15 protein-coding genes are annotated in these 15519 nt (G+C 71.4%); 9 read left to right on the top strand and 6 right to left on the bottom strand.

Translation table 11 applies throughout. From position 1 onward, the window contains the following. Positions 1-12 precede the first annotated feature (12 nt). From GH740_RS06955 to GH740_RS06930, 6 genes are all read right to left on the bottom strand, one after another. The gene (locus GH740_RS06955) at positions 13-1665 is read right to left on the bottom strand and encodes a thiamine pyrophosphate-binding protein (RefSeq protein ID WP_153745340.1); all 1653 of its coding nucleotides are present in this window, start codon (positions 1663-1665) and stop codon (positions 13-15) included. Between the two features lie 185 nt (positions 1666-1850). Next, complete coding sequence (locus GH740_RS13945) at positions 1851-1937, bottom strand: hypothetical protein (RefSeq protein WP_367641054.1); 87 nt, start codon at positions 1935-1937, stop codon at positions 1851-1853. After that, entirely contained in the window at positions 1904-2185 is a 282-nt protein-coding gene (locus GH740_RS14070; RefSeq protein WP_153745339.1) for a four-carbon acid sugar kinase family protein, read from the bottom strand. The genes GH740_RS13945 and GH740_RS14070 overlap by 34 nt, the downstream gene beginning before the upstream one ends. Further along, positions 2182-2847, bottom strand: coding sequence for an aspartate/glutamate racemase family protein (locus GH740_RS06940; protein ID WP_153745338.1), 666 nt, complete (start codon positions 2845-2847; stop codon positions 2182-2184). Before GH740_RS06940 ends, GH740_RS14070 begins: the two co-directional genes overlap by 4 nt. Then, positions 2844-3317: a ribonuclease E activity regulator RraA gene (gene rraA, locus GH740_RS06935; protein ID WP_153745337.1), complete on the bottom strand. Its 474-nt coding sequence runs from the start codon at positions 3315-3317 to the stop codon at positions 2844-2846. Before rraA ends, GH740_RS06940 begins: the two co-directional genes overlap by 4 nt. A gap of 17 nt (positions 3318-3334) precedes the next feature. After that, on the bottom strand, positions 3335-4027 hold the full coding sequence (locus tag GH740_RS06930) for a GntR family transcriptional regulator (protein WP_153745336.1): 693 nt from the start codon (positions 4025-4027) through the stop codon (positions 3335-3337). Between the two features lie 232 nt (positions 4028-4259). Here GH740_RS06930 and GH740_RS06925 point away from each other — a divergent pair, with 232 nt between their 5' ends. The 9 genes from GH740_RS06925 (at position 4260) to GH740_RS06885 (ending at position 15518) form a co-directional block, all read left to right on the top strand. Continuing rightward, entirely contained in the window at positions 4260-5429 is a 1170-nt protein-coding gene (locus tag GH740_RS06925) for an ABC transporter substrate-binding protein (RefSeq protein WP_153745335.1), read from the top strand. 64 nt (positions 5430-5493) lie between these two features. Beyond that, positions 5494-7257 (top strand): iron ABC transporter permease, encoded by a 1764-nt coding sequence (locus GH740_RS06920; RefSeq protein WP_153745334.1) that lies wholly within the window; start codon positions 5494-5496, stop codon positions 7255-7257. Beyond that, positions 7250-8377: an ABC transporter ATP-binding protein gene (locus GH740_RS06915; protein ID WP_153745333.1), complete on the top strand. Its 1128-nt coding sequence runs from the start codon at positions 7250-7252 to the stop codon at positions 8375-8377. Before GH740_RS06920 ends, GH740_RS06915 begins: the two co-directional genes overlap by 8 nt. Further along, on the top strand, positions 8374-9471 hold the full coding sequence (locus tag GH740_RS06910) for an isocitrate/isopropylmalate dehydrogenase family protein (protein WP_153745332.1): 1098 nt from the start codon (positions 8374-8376) through the stop codon (positions 9469-9471). The genes GH740_RS06915 and GH740_RS06910 overlap by 4 nt, the downstream gene beginning before the upstream one ends. After that, on the top strand, positions 9468-9794 hold the full coding sequence (locus tag GH740_RS06905) for a putative quinol monooxygenase (protein ID WP_153745331.1): 327 nt from the start codon (positions 9468-9470) through the stop codon (positions 9792-9794). Before GH740_RS06910 ends, GH740_RS06905 begins: the two co-directional genes overlap by 4 nt. Then, positions 9787-12435, top strand: coding sequence for an aconitate hydratase AcnA (gene acnA, locus GH740_RS06900; RefSeq protein ID WP_153745330.1), 2649 nt, complete (start codon positions 9787-9789; stop codon positions 12433-12435). Before GH740_RS06905 ends, acnA begins: the two co-directional genes overlap by 8 nt. Continuing rightward, on the top strand, positions 12435-13625 hold the full coding sequence (locus tag GH740_RS06895) for an MFS transporter (RefSeq protein WP_153745329.1): 1191 nt from the start codon (positions 12435-12437) through the stop codon (positions 13623-13625). Before acnA ends, GH740_RS06895 begins: the two co-directional genes overlap by 1 nt. Positions 13626-13743: 118 nt before the next feature. After that, complete coding sequence (locus tag GH740_RS14300; RefSeq protein WP_153745328.1) at positions 13744-14469, top strand: antibiotic biosynthesis monooxygenase; 726 nt, start codon at positions 13744-13746, stop codon at positions 14467-14469. A gap of 8 nt (positions 14470-14477) precedes the next feature. Continuing rightward, positions 14478-15518 carry an Ldh family oxidoreductase gene (locus GH740_RS06885; RefSeq protein ID WP_153745327.1) on the top strand — a complete coding sequence of 347 codons (1041 nt, stop codon included), beginning with the start codon at positions 14478-14480 and terminating at the stop codon, positions 15516-15518. Position 15519 lies beyond the last annotated feature (1 nt).

Below are 15519 nucleotides of genomic sequence, written 5' to 3'. Positions count from 1 at the left end.
GCGTCGGCGCGCTCAGGAGTTCACGCGGATGATCTCCTGTTGGTACGGCGCTATCACGCTTGACGAGATCCGGCAGTCCAGCAGCAGGAACGGCCGCTCGTCGGCCGGCAGCTGCGCCCACTCGGCGAGCCGGTCGAGGTCGGCGAGACTGCGCACGACGACGCCGTCGGCGCCCACCGCGTCGGCCAGGCCGGCGAAGTTCACGTCGGGGATCAGCATCGGCTCGGTGGCCAGGCCCTTCAGCCCGTACAGGTTGACCTCCGCGCCGTACGCGCCGTCGTTCCAGACCACGGCGATGCCGCGGCCGCCGGCGACCCGGACCGCGGTCTCCAGGTCGGCGACCGCCATCAGCCCGCCGCCGTCCCCGGTCGTGAGCACGACCGTCGCGTCCGGCTGGGCGAGCGCGGCGCCCGCCACCGATCCGAAGCCGAGCCCGATGGCCTGGAACGCGGTGCCGACCATGATCATCCGGTCCGCGGAGGCGACCGGCCAGTACATGTTCGACCAGCCGAGAAAATGGCCGCCGTCGGAGACGACCACGCGGTCCTCCGGCAGCAGCTGCCCGATCCGCACCGCGACCGCCCGCGGATCCAGTCGTCCGTCCGCGGCGTATTCGCCGCCGGCGTCGCGGGCCAGCGCCGCGGCGACGTCGATCTGCTCGCGCCAGCCGCTGCCCGTCGCGCCCAGCGCGTCCAGCTCGGCCACGAGGGCTGCGGCGACGATCGCCGCATCCCCTCGGATGAAGCCGCCCACGTTCGGGTGCGTCGCGGCGGGGGCGATGTCGACCTGCACGACGCGGGTGCCCGGCGCGAAAAGCTCGCCGAACCGCATCGTGAACTGGTTCAGGGACGCCCCGAACACGACGGCGACGTCGGCCTCGCGAGCGAGCGCCATGGCGCCGTCGGCGCCGAACCCGCCGGCCACGCCCACGTCGTAGCGGGTGTCCGGGAAGACGCCGCGGCCCAGCGCGCTGGACGCGGTGACGGCCCCGACCCGGGACGCGAGCGCGCCGAGCGCCTCGCCCGCGCCGGCCAGCCAGGCGCCGCGGCCGGCGAGCAGGAACGGCCGCCGTGCGGTGGACAGCGCCTTCGCGAGGTCCGTGATCGCGGCGGCCGCGAACGGCCCGGCCGGCTGCAGCGGCGCGCGCGGCTGCGGCACCGGGATCGGCGGGACGGGGCCGGCCTCGAGCGTCGCGACGTCGTAGGGGATCGCGAGCACGGTGGGCACCCGGTAGGCGAGGGCGTGCTCGATGGCTATCACGGTGGTGGCCACGGCATCCGTCCGTCCCACGGTGTACGTGCGGGCGCCGACCGCGGAGGCCATCGCAATCTGGTCGACGTCCCACGGGCGGGGTCCGGATGTCGGCTCGTCGCCGACCACGAGCACGAGCGGGATGTGCGCCTGCACGGCCTCGGCCAGCGCGGTCAGCGTGTTCGTGAACCCGGCCCCGTACGTGGCCGTGGCGGCCGCTATCCGTCCCGACGCGCGGAAGTGCGCGTCGGCGGCGACCACGGCGCCGGCCTCGTGCCGCACCGCCGTGTAGTCGGCGGGCGTCGTGCGCACCAGAGCGTCCAGGAAGTACGCGTTCCCGTTGCCCATCACCCCGAACACGTGATCGATGTGGGCGGCCAGGGCCGCGGCGACGTGGGCGGAGACGATGGGCATGACGGAGCCTTCCAGACGGGGACGGTGCGAATCCGTATGTGTCTGGCCCGCCACAGCGCCGGGCGGCTTCGTGCCCCTTTTTCGAGCATCGGCACGCGGCGCGACGCGCCGCGGATGCCGGACGTGACGAGTATATCGGCGCCGTATGGCGCGCCCGGTCAGGCCGGCGGGTGCAGGGCCTCCGCCTAGGCGGGTGACAGCGGACGGGTGCGCTTGCCCAGGCTCACCCCGGTCGGGGTCACCAGCACGCTGTCCGCCACCCGTGCGCTGATGTTGCCGGTGGATCCGTGGGTGAGCCCGCGCGCGAACGCCGAGCGCGCGCGGCGGCGAGCGAGGCATCCACCGCGTCGGCCGCCGGCACCGTGCGGGTCTTCAGCCCGACCACGACCGCGTCCAGGTCGGCGGTCGGCGCCGACGCGGCGATGCCGCCGAAGAACAGCCCGACCCGCAGCCCGGCGGACTGGAACGCGGCGGCCACGTCGGTCGCGCCGGTGAGGTCGTCGGCGATGGCGCCGATCATCCGTCGTCCCCGGTCAGCGCCGCGCGCATCCGGGCGGCGGCCCGCGCGGGACCGGCGAGCACCGGGATGCCGAGCCGGTCCTGGAGGGCGGCGGCCGCCGGCGAGATCGAGTACTGGGCGAGCAGCACCGCGTCCACCGGGATGCCGCGCAGCGCCTCCTCGAGCGCATCGGCCACCGCGCCGGCATCCGCGGTTCCCGCGGCCCGGTCGGCAAGCACGTCGACGACGTCGACGCGCGCACCGCGTGCGGCAAGGAACCCGTCGAAGCGCTCCCGCGCGTCGGCGAGGGGCAGCGGCAGGGACGCGACGAGCGCCACCCGGCCGAACCCGCCGGACGCGGCGTCCGCGAAAGCGGCGTCGTCCGCGGCGAGCACGGGGACGGCCGCGCGGCCGGCCACCGCGTGCGCGACCGGACCGTACATCGAGCACGTGAGGAGCACCCCGGCGGCGCCGTTGCCGATCGCGTAGTCGATCAGCGCCGTCATCCGCGCCGCCAGCGGCCCGGTGACGGCGCCGGCGTCCAGGGCGTCCGTGATGAGGCGGTCATCCAGCAGGTTCCACGTCTGCGCCTGCGGGAACACCTCGGCGAACGCGCGCTCGGCCGGCGGTGCCGCCGCCGCGACCGCACCCACCAGGGCGACCCGCGGTGCGGGGGAGGTCATGGCCGGTGCTCGACGACCACGCCGTCCTCGTCGGCGGTGACGAGGGCTCCCGGGCGGATCAGGGCGCCGCCGATCTCGACGGGGACGTCGACCTCGCCGGCGCCCTGCTTGCCGCTCTTGCGCGGGTTCGTGCCGAGCGCCTTGATCCCGATGGGAAGGGCGGCCAGGGCCGCGCTGTCGCGCACCGCGCCGTTGATGATCACTCCGGCCCATCCGTTCGCCGCGGCAAGGCCCGCTATCCGGTCGCCCATCAGCGCGCAGGCAAGCGAGCCCCCACCATCCACGATCAGTACGGCGCCGTCGCCGGGGGTCTCCAGCAGCCGTGCCACGAGGACGTTGTCCTCCCGGCACCGGACGGTGCGCGCGGGGCCGGCGAACCGCATCTCGCCGCCGAAGTCCCGGAACTGCGTGGTCGGCGCGCTCAGCGCGTCACCGCGCTCGTCCCACAGGTCTGCGGTGGATGTCGTCATGTCGTCCCCTTCACGGATCAGGCGTCCGGCCGTTCGCTGAGCAGCTGTGCGGCGGTGACGCCGAGGCTCGACTGGATGTGGCGGCGCATCACGTCGCTGGCCCCGGCCGCGTCGCCGGCGATCACGCACATCATCATGTCGTGGTGCTCGGCGTCCTTCTGGGCCAGCTCGTCGTCGGCGCGGTCGCGGCGCAGGGCTGCGAGCCGGTACCGGTCGGACTTGTCCCACAGGGCGTCCAGCGTCGTGATCAGCACCTCGTTGTGCGATGCCCGGTAGATAGCCTGGTGGAACCGGCGGTGCCGCACGAGCTGGTCGACGGTGGGGTGCCCCGGCAGGGCGCGGATCGCGGACGCCGCCCGGATCTGCGCGATGTCCTCGCGGGTGCGCCGCTGCGCGGCGAGGCCCGCCGCGAGCGGGTCCAGCGCGAGCCGCATCTCGAGCAGGTCGTGCGCCTCCTCGACGCTGAGACTCGTCACGACGGCGTCGCGATGCGCGCCGAGCTCCACGAGGCCCTCGGTCTGCAGCTTGCGCAGCGCCTCGCGCAGGGGAGTGGTGCTGATGCCCAGCTCCCGTGCCAGGTGCGCCTGGTTGAACGTGGCGCCGGGCGCGTACCGGCCGGCCAGGATGCGGTCCCGCACCACGTCGTACGCGAAGTCGCTCTTCACCCGGTAGTCGGGCGGGGCGGGCGTGGTGGAAGTCGGTGCGCTCATGAAGGCCGATCGTTGAGAGGGTGACTCCGTTATAACATACGAGCAGTGCTCGTTATAACGAAGCATCCAGTGTGGGCCACGGAATCTCGGCGGCCGTGAGCAAAATGCACGAAAGAGGCGGAATCCCGGATAAAACTCGAGGACGATTGACGGCTGCTCGTTATAACCATATCGTGACTTCATCCGCGGCGCTGTCCTGCCGCGGCTCTGCAATCACAAAGGAGTGCAAAGTATGAATCGTCTGTCGCGTTCCTCACACGCACGACGGCGCTGGTCGACCGTCGCGGTCGCCTCCGTCGCGGTGGCAGGTCTGGCGGTGTCGCTCAGCGCCTGTGCCGGCGACGCCGCGCCCAAGGCGCCCGAGAACAAGATCTCCCAGGGGGTCTGGCCCAGCTACTACCCGTCCGACTACGGGAGCATCGTCGACGCCGCCAAGAAGGAGGGCGGCGAGCTGACGATCTACTCGAACACCGACCAGGAGAACTGGGCGCCGATCTTCCGCGACTTCCAGAAGAAGTACCCGTTCGTCACGAAGATCTCCGCGAACAACCTCGACAGCGACGAGGTGTTCCAGAAGCAGCTCAGCGAGACCGCGACCGGCAACGCGCCCGCCGACATCCTCGCCACGAACGCCGTCCAGGCGTGGGCGAAGTACGACGACGCGCCGGACCGGGTGCTGGCCTACAAGTCGCCGGAGCTGGCGAAGCTGCCGGACTTCGCGCAGGTGATGCCGAACGTCTACGCCCTGTCGATGGACCCGGTGGGGCTCGCATACAACGAGCAGCTGCTCGGTGGGAACCCCACGAGCATCGCCGACCTCGCCAAGATCGTCTCGGCCGACCCCGCGAAGTTCAAGAACAAGATCACCACGCGTGACGTGAGCGGCTCGTTCGGCTTCACGGTGTCCAAGGGCTTCGTCGACGGCGACTCGGATGCCTGGAGCCAGCTCGCGAAGATCCTGCCGTCGGCGCGTCCCGAGACCTCCTCGGGCACGCAGATCGACAAGATCACCTCGGGCGAGTACCTGGCCGGGTTCTTCATCTCCAGCGCGGTCGCATTCCCGCAGGAGACGAAGGCGCAGGGCATCTTCAAGTTCGTGTTCCCGAAGGACGGCACCGTCGTGCTCGGTCGCGGCATCGGCATCACGCCGAAGGGACCGCACCCCGCCACCGCGAAGCTGTTCCTCGACTTCGTCTTGTCCGAAGAGGGCCAGAACGCCGTCGCCGAAGGAGGCCTGACCGCCTACCGTGACAGCGTGAAGCAGGCCGAGGGTCTCCACACCTACGGGGAGATCGTCAGCCAGGCCGGTGAGGACGCGATCATCCGGGTGCCCTACACGATCACCTCCGACGCGGATGTGAAGGCGTTCACCGACAAGTGGAACGGCATGCTCGGCAAGTGACCACGGCGGGCGGCCCCGGATCCGACCGGGGCCGTCCGCGACATCCGAAAGTGGAACAGATCTCATGACAACCCTGACCGACGCCCCCCAGAAGGCCCCGTCGGATCGGTCGCAGACACTCCCGGCGCCGAAGTACCTGCGGATCTTCGGCGTCGGCCGGGACCGCGTCGTGCAGTACGCGATCCTGATCATCGTCGCGCTGTTCGTCATCGCGCCGATAGCGCCGATCCTCTACCAGTCGATCCGCAGCAAGCCGCTGTACGACGCCACCGGCGCGTTCACGGTCGACTCCTACGTCAAGCTGTTCACCGAGGCCGGGTTCGGCCAGGTGATCCTGAACACCGCGATCTTCGCCGTGCTCACGACCCTGCTCACGCTGCTGTTCGCCATCCCGATGGCGGTGCTGGTGGTGCGCACGAAGCTGCCGTTCGGCCGGCTGCTGGCCGGGTCGATGCAGTGGCCGTTCTTCATCTCGTCGCTGCTGCTGGGCTTCGGCTGGATCACGCTGTACGGTCCGGCCGGGTTCATCAGCGTCGAGGTGCAGCGCCTGGTCGGCTTCGTACCCTGGAACCTGTACTCGATTCCCGGGATGGCCCTCACCGAGGCGGTGGGCCTGGCCCCGATCGCCTACGTGTTCTGCGCGAACGCTCTGCGGCAGTCCGATGCGTCCCTGGAGAGCGCGGCGCGGGTGTGCGGCTCCGGCCCGCTGCGCATCGTCTTCCAGGTGATAGTGCCGCTGCTGCGGCCCCCGATCGTGTACGCGTCGATCCTCATCTTCAGCATGTCGATCGAGACGCTGAGCGTGCCGCTGCTGTACGGCACCCCGGTGCGGATCGAGGTGTTCTCCACGTTCCTGTACACGCACGGCCTGCAGTCGATCCGGCCGGACTACGGGGTGCTGGCGTCGGCATCGACGATCATCCTCGTCGTCACCATCGCCACCGTCGCCCTGCAGGCCAAGGTGCTCAAGAACGCGCAGCGGTTCGTGTCGGTGCGCGGCAAGGCCACCCGGCCGCGCCGGCTGGACCTCGGCTGGCTGAAGTGGCTGGCCACTGTCCTCATCGTGATCTATGTGGTGTTCGGCGCGGCGCTGCCGATCCTCGGCCTCATCCTGCGCTCGTTCACGCTGATCTTCACGCCGCTGCAGAGCCCGCTGAAGTCGCTCACGCTGCAGAACTACCAGACCGTGTTCACGTACCAGGCGTACATCCAGTCGATCTACAACAGCGTCATCATCGCGATCGTCGGCGCGATCCTGGTCAGCGCCCTCGCCCTGGTGGCGGTGGTGGTCGCCCGGCGCTCCACGTTCCGGTTCGCCCGCGCCGTCGAATACCTCTCACTTGCGCCGCAGGCGATCCCCGGCATCATCGTCGGCATCGGGTTCTTCTGGGCGTTCGCGATAATGCCCGGAGGCAGCGTCATCCAGGGCACGCTCGCGGCCGTGATCATAGCGTTCGGGCTGCGCGCGCTGCCCACCGCGTTCGGATCGATATCGCCCGCGCTGATGCAGATAGCGACGGAGCTCGACAACGCGGGCCGGGTGATCGGCGCCGACTGGGTCGGGGTCTTCGCCCGCATCCTGCGCAAGCTCCTGGTCCCCGCGTTCGCCGGGGCGATGCTCCTCGTGTTCGTCACGATGCTCAAGGAGTACTCGGCTGCGCTGTTCCTGTCGTCCGCGAACTCGAACGTCATCGGCACGACGATGCTCGAGCTGTGGGTGCAGGGCAACACCGGCTCGGTCGCGGCCCTCGCGACCATCCAGATCGCCATCACCGCCGTCGTCGTCGGTCTTGCGAACCTCCTGATGAAAGAGAAGAAGGATGCCTGAGATCCGTGTCTCGCACATGGCCAAGACGTTCGGGGACGTCAAGGTCCTCAACGACATCGACTTCGAGGTGAAGGACGGCGAGTTCTTCACGCTCCTCGGCCCCAGCGGCTGCGGCAAGTCGACGACCCTGAATTGCATCGCCGGGCTCGAGGACCCGACCGAGGGGTCGATCTCGATCGGCGAGAGGCCGCTCGTGGACCGCGCCGCGCGCGTCTACGTCCCCACCGAGGAGCGCAACCTCGGCATGGTGTTCCAGTCATACGCGCTGTGGCCGCATATGACCATCCGGAAGAACCTCGCGTTCCCGCTGAACATCCGCAAGGCGGGCCGTGCCGACAGGGACGCCCGCATCCACGAGGCGCTCGAGAAGGTGGGCCTGGCCCACCTCGAGGACCGCTATCCGCATCAGCTGTCCGGCGGGCAGCAGCAGCGCGTGGCCCTGGCCCGTGCGCTCGTCTACTCGCCGAGCGTGCTGCTGCTGGACGAGCCGCTGTCCAACCTCGATGCGAAGCTGCGCGAGCAGGCGCGGGCGTGGCTGAAGCGGCTGCAGGCCGACCTCGGCATCACGACGCTGTACGTCACGCACGACCAGGACGAGGCGCTGACGCTCAGCGACCGGATCGCCGTGATGTTCGACGGCGTGATGACGCAGATCGGCACGCCGCACGAGATCTACGAGCGCCCGGCCACGGCGGCCGTCGCCGCGTTCGTGGGCAGCTGCAACTTCCTGCTTGGCACCGTCGAGCAGACCCGCGGCGACCACGTCGACGTGCGGCTGCAGGCCACCGGCACCGTCGTGTCGGTCGCCGCGGGTGCCGACTGGCTTCCCGGCGCGCCGGTGACCGTGGCCGTGCGCCCGGAGAAGCTCACGATCCGCAGCGAGGAGCCCGGCAGCCGCGACCTGAACGTCTTGGACACCGAGGTCGTCACCACGGCGTACGTCGGCTCGCGCTACGAGTACATCCTGCGCCTGGGCGACATCGCCGTGCAGGTGGTCTCGCCGGACGGGTCGCTCGGCGGCGCGGTGCGGCTCGTGTTCAGCCCCGACGACGCGCACGTGTATCCCGGCGAGTCGGGTCCCTCCACAGAAGCCCTCGATCTCATGAAGGTGGCGGTATGAGCACGGATGTGTATCGGATCGGCCTGCTGGCCGGCGACGGAATAGGCCCGGAGATCGTCCCCGCCGCGCGGGCGGCGGTGGATGCCGCGGCCCGCGCGGTCGGACTGGAGCCCGTCCAGTGGGTGGAGCTGCCGCTCGGGCGCAGCGCCATCGATGCGTACGGCGCGGCCGTGCCGGCGCAGACGCTCGCGGGGCTCGACGACCTGGAGGCGTGGATGCTGGGGCCGCACGACTCCGTGTCGTACCCGCAGCCGCACCGGTCGCAGCTGAACCCGAGCGGCACTATCCGCAAGCACGCGGGTCTTTTCGCGAACATCCGTCCGGCGAAGTCGTTCCCGGGGTCGCCGGCGCTCGTGCCCGGAACCGACCTCGTCATCGTCCGGGAGAACACCGAGGGGTTCTACGCCGACCGCAACACGTACGCGGGCACCGGCGAGTTCATGCCGACCCCGGATGTCGCCATAGCGCACGGCATCATCACCCGCGCCGCCACCGAGAAGATTGCGCACGCCGCGTTCGAGCTGGCGATGCAGCGGCGCCGGCACGTCACGATAGTGCACAAGGCCAACGTGCTGTCCCTGACCACCGGGCTGTTCCGCGACGTGTGCCGCGAGGTCGGCGCGCAGTACCCCGACGTGACGATCGACGACTTCCACATCGACGCGATGACCGTGCACCTGGTGCGGCGCGCCCCCGACTTCGACGTGATCGTCACCGAGAACATGTTCGGCGACATCCTCTCCGACCTGTCCGGCGAGCTCGCCGGCTCGCTCGGGATAGCCCCATCCGTGAACAGCTCGCTCACCCAGGCGATGGCACAGGCCGCACACGGGTCGGCCCCCGACATCGCCGGCCGCGATATAGCCAACCCGATAGCGATGATCCTGTCCGCGGCGATGCTGCTGGAGTGGCTCGGCGGCCGGCACGACGACGACCGGCTCGCGCAGGCCGCGCAGCTGATCCGCACGGCCGTCGACACCACGGTCGCTGCCGGGACCGCGACCGGCGACCTCGGCGGATCGGCCTCCACGAGCGGGTTCGCCGCCGCCGTCGCCGCCGCTATCGAGGCGAGCACCGCCGCCGTGCACGGGTGACCGGCGTGTTCGTGGTGCTGGTCACTATCGATGCGCGGCCCGAGACGATCGACGAGTTCACGGCGGGATTGCACGCCAACGCCGCCGCGACGCGCAGGGAACCGGGATGCCTCCGGTTCGACGTGCTGCGGGCGCAGGACGACCCGCACCGCTTCATCCTGTACGAGATCTACGCGGACGAGGACGCGTTCTTCACCGGTCACCGGCATGCCGCGCACTACGCGGCATGGACCGCGCTGTGCGAGTGGTGCGTGGCGCCGTCCGGGCGACGCAACACGTACGCGGTCCCCGACCGCCCCGAGGAGATGGCCGCGCATGACTGACCCGGCACGACTGTCCACCGCGTACGGCGACTACCGGATCACGCCGCTGGACGGCATCCCCGACCGCCTGCCGTACTCGATCCGGATCCTGCTGGAGAACGTGCTGCGGTGCCAGGACGACGACCGGGTCACCCGCGCGCAGGCCGACGCGCTGATCGACTGGGGGTCGGCTGCCTCGCTGCGCACCGCCATCGAGCTGACCCCGTCGCGCGCGTTCCTGCACGACACGAACGGCGTCCCGGCCCTCGTCGACCTCGCCACGATGCGCGACGCGATGGCGGCCCTTGGCGGCGACCCCGCCCGGGTCGGCCCGTCGATTCCCGCGGAGCTCGTCGTCGACCACTCCGTGATCGCCGACTTCTTCGGCACGCCCGACGCGCGCGAGCGCAACGTCGCCCTGGAGTACGAGCGCAACGCCGAGCGATACCGGTTCCTGAAGTGGGGGCAGCACGCGCTCGACGGGTTCGAGGTGGTGCCGCCGGGATCCGGGATCATGCACCAGGTGAACCTGGAACGGCTCGCCCGCGTCGTGATCGCCGAGGACGGCTGGGCGTACCCGGATGTCTGCCTGGGCACCGACTCGCACACCACGATGATCAACGGGCTCGGGGTGCTCGGGTGGGGGATCGGCGGGATCGACGCCGAGGCCGTCATGCTGGGCGAGACGTTCGGGATGCTGATCCCGCGCGTCGTCGGATTCCGGCTGACCGGAGCGCTGCCGGCGGGGGCCACCGCCACCGACCTCGTGCTCACCGTCACGCAGCTGCTGCGCGCGCACGGCGTGGTCGGGTCGTTCGTGGAGTTCTTCGGCGACGGGGTGTCCCGGCTGAGCCTGGCCGACCGGGCGACGATAGCGAACATGAGCCCGGAGTCCGGCGCGACGTGCATCTACTTCCCGATCGACGACGAGACGATCCGCTACCTGCGGTTCACGGGACGGGACCCGGAGCGGGTCGCACTCGTCGAGGCGTACGCGAAGCGGCAGGGCCTGTGGCACCGGCGGGGTCACACCGCCGACTACACCGAGACGATCGAGCTGGACCTCGGCACCGTCACGGCATCCCTCGCCGGACCCCGTCGCCCGCAGGACCGCGTCGCGCTCGCCGACGCGCAGGCGTCGCACCACGCGACCCTCCCCGACCTGCTGCCCCCCGGCGCCGACGCCGCCGAGCGCTTCATCGTGGAGCTGCCCGCCGCACCGACCGCCCTGGGCCATGGCGCGGTCGCCATCGCCGCCATCACCTCGTGCACGAACACGTCGAATCCCGCCGTGATGCTCGCCGCCGGGCTCTTCGCCCGCAACGCCGTCGCCGCGGGCCTTGCCACGAAGCCCTGGGTGAAGACGACGCTCTCGCCCGGATCGCTCGTGGTCACCCAGTACCTGGAGAAGGCCGGCCTCACCGCCCCCCTGGACGCGCTCGGGTTCGCGACCGCCGGCTACGGCTGCATGACGTGCATCGGCGCGTCCGGGCCGCTGATCCCCGCCGTGCAGGACGCCGTCCGCGAGCAGGGCCTCGCCGTGGCAGCCGTGCTCAGCGGCAACCGCAACTTCGACGGGCGCATCAACCCCGACGTGCGGATGAACTACCTTGCCTCCCCGCCGCTCGTGATCGCCTACGCCCTGGCCGGCACCATGGACATCGACCTGGCCCGCGACGCGCTCGGCAGCGACGCCGCCGGACGCCCGATCCGGCTGGCCGACCTGTGGCCGGCCGACGACGAGATAGCGGCCCTTATCGCGCAGACGCTGAGCCCGGAGATGTTCGCCGAGGCCTACCGCGACGTGTTCGCCGGCGACGAGCGGTGGCAGAGCCTCGCCGCCCCCGCCGAGGCGGTGTTCGACTGGGATCCGGACAGCACCTACATCCGGCGTCCGCCGTTCTTCGAGGGCATGAGCGCGACCGCCGACGACCCCGCCGACATCACCGGCGCGCGAGTGCTGGCGCTGCTGGGCGACTCGATCACGACTGACCACATCTCGCCGGCCGGGGCTATCCCCGCCGCGTCGGTGGCCGGCCGGTACCTGGCCGGGCTCGGGGTGCCGGCGGCGGCGCTGAACACCTATGCGTCGCGGCGCGGGAACCACGAGGTGATGATGCGCGGATGCTTCGCGAACGTCCGCCTCCGCAACCGACTGCTGCCCGGCGTGGAGGGCGGGTACACTCGCAACCTCCTGGACGGCTCGCAGCAGACGATCTTCGACGCCGCGCAGGCGTACCGGGCCGCGGGCGTCCCGCTCGTGGTGATCGGGGGAGCGGAGTACGGCACCGGGTCCTCCCGCGACTGGGCGGCCAAGGCCCCGGCCCTGCTCGGCGTGCGCGCGGTGCTCGCCGCGTCGTTCGAGCGCATCCACCGCGCGAACCTCATCGGGATGGGCATCCTGCCGCTGCAGTTCCTGCCCGGCCAGGGGGCGGCCGAGCTCGGGATCACCGGCGCCGAACCGATCGACATCCGGGGCCTTGCCGACCCCGGCGCGGGGCGCGTGCGGGTGCGCGCCGGCGACATAGCGTTCGAGGCCGCCGTGCGCCTGGACACGCCGCGCGAACGCGAGCTGTACCGGCAGGGCGGCGTCATGAAGTACGTGCTGCGCCGGCAGCGCGAGCACGCCGGGATGATCGCCGACCCCCGGTCCGGGCGCTGATGGCGACCGGGCGACGCGGGCTGCTGCTGCTCCTGGTCCACGCCGCCCTGATGCAGATCATCATCTTCGGGATGCGACCGTCGCTGTCGTATGCGGCGCTGGACCTCGGCAGCTCGCCCGCGTCGCTGGGCGTGCTGTCGGCGTTCTACGCGCTGCCCGCGCTGTTCCTGGCACTGCCGGCGGGCCGGGTCACCGACCTGATCGGCGAACGCCGGGGCATGGTGATCGGCGCCGTCACGGTCGCCGCGGCGGCCGCGGTGGCGGTGTTCGCCGGGTCGTCCCTGCTGACGCTGATGGCGGCATCCGTGCTGCTCGGATGCGGCCAGATGTTCACGGTGCTCGGCGAGCAGTCCTACATCGGCGCGATCTCCACCGCGCACCGCTCGGACGCCACGTTCGGCGTGTACGGGTTCGCCGTCGCCGTCGGCCAGACCGTCGGCCCGATCATGCTGATCCTGCCCGGCGGGACCGCGAACACACCCCCGGTGACGCTGATCTTCGCGGTGAGCCTGGCCTGCGCGGGCCTCCTGCTCGTCGTCTCGCTGCTGATCAGCTCGCCGGCCCGGTCCGGCATCGCCGGGAGGCAGGGGATGCTGCGCACGGCGCGCGGCGTGATGGCCACGCCGGGACTGCCCAACGCCCTCGTCGCGGGAAGCCTGGTCCTGGCGTCCGTCGACATCTTCATCGCGTACGCGCCCCTGATCGGCCACGACCGGGGACTGCCCGCTGTCGTGATAAGCCTGATGCTCATCGCCCGTTCCGGGTTCTCGATGTTCTCACGGTTGTTCCTCGGGGTGCTGTCGCGGGTGCTGGGGCGCCGGCGGCTGCTCGTGGGCAGCATCCTGCTGTCAGCGGTCACCTTCGCCGGGCCGGTGTTCGACCTGCCGGCCTCGGTGCTCGTGGCGTTCGCGTGCGGGTATGGATTCTTCGTCGGCATCTGCCAGCCGATGACGATGTCGTGGATCTCGCTGATAGCCCCGCCCGGTACCCGGGGCCTGGCGATGTCGATGCGCCTGGCCGCGAACCGGCTCGGGCAGACCGTGCTGCCGGCGACCCTCGGCGTGCTGGCGGCGGCCGCCGGAGCGGCGGGCGTCCTCGCCGCCAGCAGCGTCATGCTCCTGGTCGCCGCGTGGTCGGGGACCGGGGTGCCCGGCGACCCGGCCGCGGGCGCGGCGGGGGACCAGACGTGACCCGCGCCATTCCCGCGTCCGCGCCACTTTTCCGAATCCGCGCCATCGAATTTCAGGCGCGGATGCCGGAAACTGGCGCGGAACGCGGCATCCCGAACCCGACGAGAAGAGAGAGCACATGACCACCCAGCATCCCTGGCCACCGCGCGTCCTCACGCCGGCCACGATGTCCGCCATCGACCGGGGGAACGGCGCCCGCACGATCCCGCTCGTCACCCGCGAGACCGGGGCGACGTCGTTCCTCAATGGCATCACCCACTTCGCGCCGGGCGCGAAGATCGCGCACCACAGCCACAACTGCGCCGAGAGCGTCATGATCGTCGAAGGCACGGCCGTCGTCGACATCGACGGCGCGCGGACCACGCTCGCGCGGCTGGACACGACGTTCGTGCCTGCGAACCTCCCGCACCACTTCGAGAACGCGTCGGACACCGCGCCGATGACGATCTTCTGGACATACGCGTCCGTCGACGCGACACGTCGGCTGGACGCGACCGGGCAGGTGCGCCGCGTCGACGCGGAGGCGGGTGCCGGGCCCGGCGACGCGTGCCGGGAGACCGCCCGGATCCGGGTGCGCCCCGGTGCCGAGGACGCGTTCGAGGCGGCGGTCGCCGAAGCCGTGCCGCTGTTCCAGCGCACGCCCGGATGCCGCAGCCTCGAACTGCGCCGCATCGTCGAGGAGCCCTCGACCTACGTGCTGTGCGTCGCGTGGGACAGCCTCGCCGCCCACATCGACGGGTTCCGCGCCAGCGCCGAGTACGCGCAATGGCGGGCCCTCGTCGGCCCGTTCTTCGCCGAGCCGCCGGTCGTCGTGCACGACCGGCCGGTGCTCCAGGGATTCTGAGGGGCCACATGGACACACTCGTTCCCGCCGACGACCTGCGCGCGTTCGGCACCCGCGTGCTGGAGAGCCTGGGCGTGCCCGCCGACGACGCCGCGCTCGTCTCCGATTCGCTCGTGGTCGCGGAGCTGTGGGGGCATCCCTCGCACGGGATGCTGCGGCTGCCGTGGTACGTCGAGAGGCTGCGCACCGGGCGCATCGAGCCGGTGACGCGGCTGACGGTGCTGAACGACACCGGCGCCCTCGTCAGCGTCGACGGCAACTCCGGCGTCGGCCAGGTGGTCACGGCCCGCGCGATGGACCTCGCCGTCGAGCGCGCGAAGGCGCACGGCATCGGCGCGGTCGGCGTGCGCAACTCCAACCACTTCGGCACCGCGGCGTACTTCACCCGCCGCGCCGCCGCCGCCGGCTGCGCGGCGATCCTCACGACGAACGGCTCCCCGGCGATGGCGCCGTGGGGCGGCATGGACAAGGCCGTGGGCGCGAATCCGTGGTCGCTGGCGGCGCCGGACGGGCAGGGGGATGTCGCGGTGCTCGACATCGCGAACACCGGCGTCGCACGCGGCAAGATCTACGCCGCCGCCGAGAAGGGCGTGCCGATCCCACAGGGGTGGGCGCTGGATGCCGCGGGGCACCCGACCACCGACGCGGCCGTCGCGCTCGACGGCGGGGTCGTGCTGCCGATGAGCGGCCACAAGGGGTACGCGATCTCATTCATGATGGACGTCTTCTCCGGCGTCCTGACCGGCTCGTCGTTCGGGCGGGACGTGGGCGGCCCCTGGCAGCCGGACGCGCACAGCGGTGCAGGGCACCTGGCCATCGCGATCGACATCTCCGCGTTCGGGCCTCTCGCGGCGTTCGACGAGCGGATGTCGGCGCTGATCGGCCAGGTCAAGGACGCGCGCCGCGCGCCCGGCGCCGGCGAGATCCTGTACCCCGGCGAGCTCGAGAACCGGAACCTCGCGGCCGCCCGCGGCATCGGGCTGCCCGAGAAGACCCGGCAGGACCTGCAGGCGCTCGCCGACGCGTGCGGCGTGACCACCGGCTGGTGAG

This window comes from Microbacterium sp. SYP-A9085 (genome assembly GCF_009649635.1).
Taxonomy (GTDB): domain Bacteria; phylum Actinomycetota; class Actinomycetes; order Actinomycetales; family Microbacteriaceae; genus Microbacterium.
This window is presented reverse-complemented; position numbering and strand designations above follow the sequence as displayed.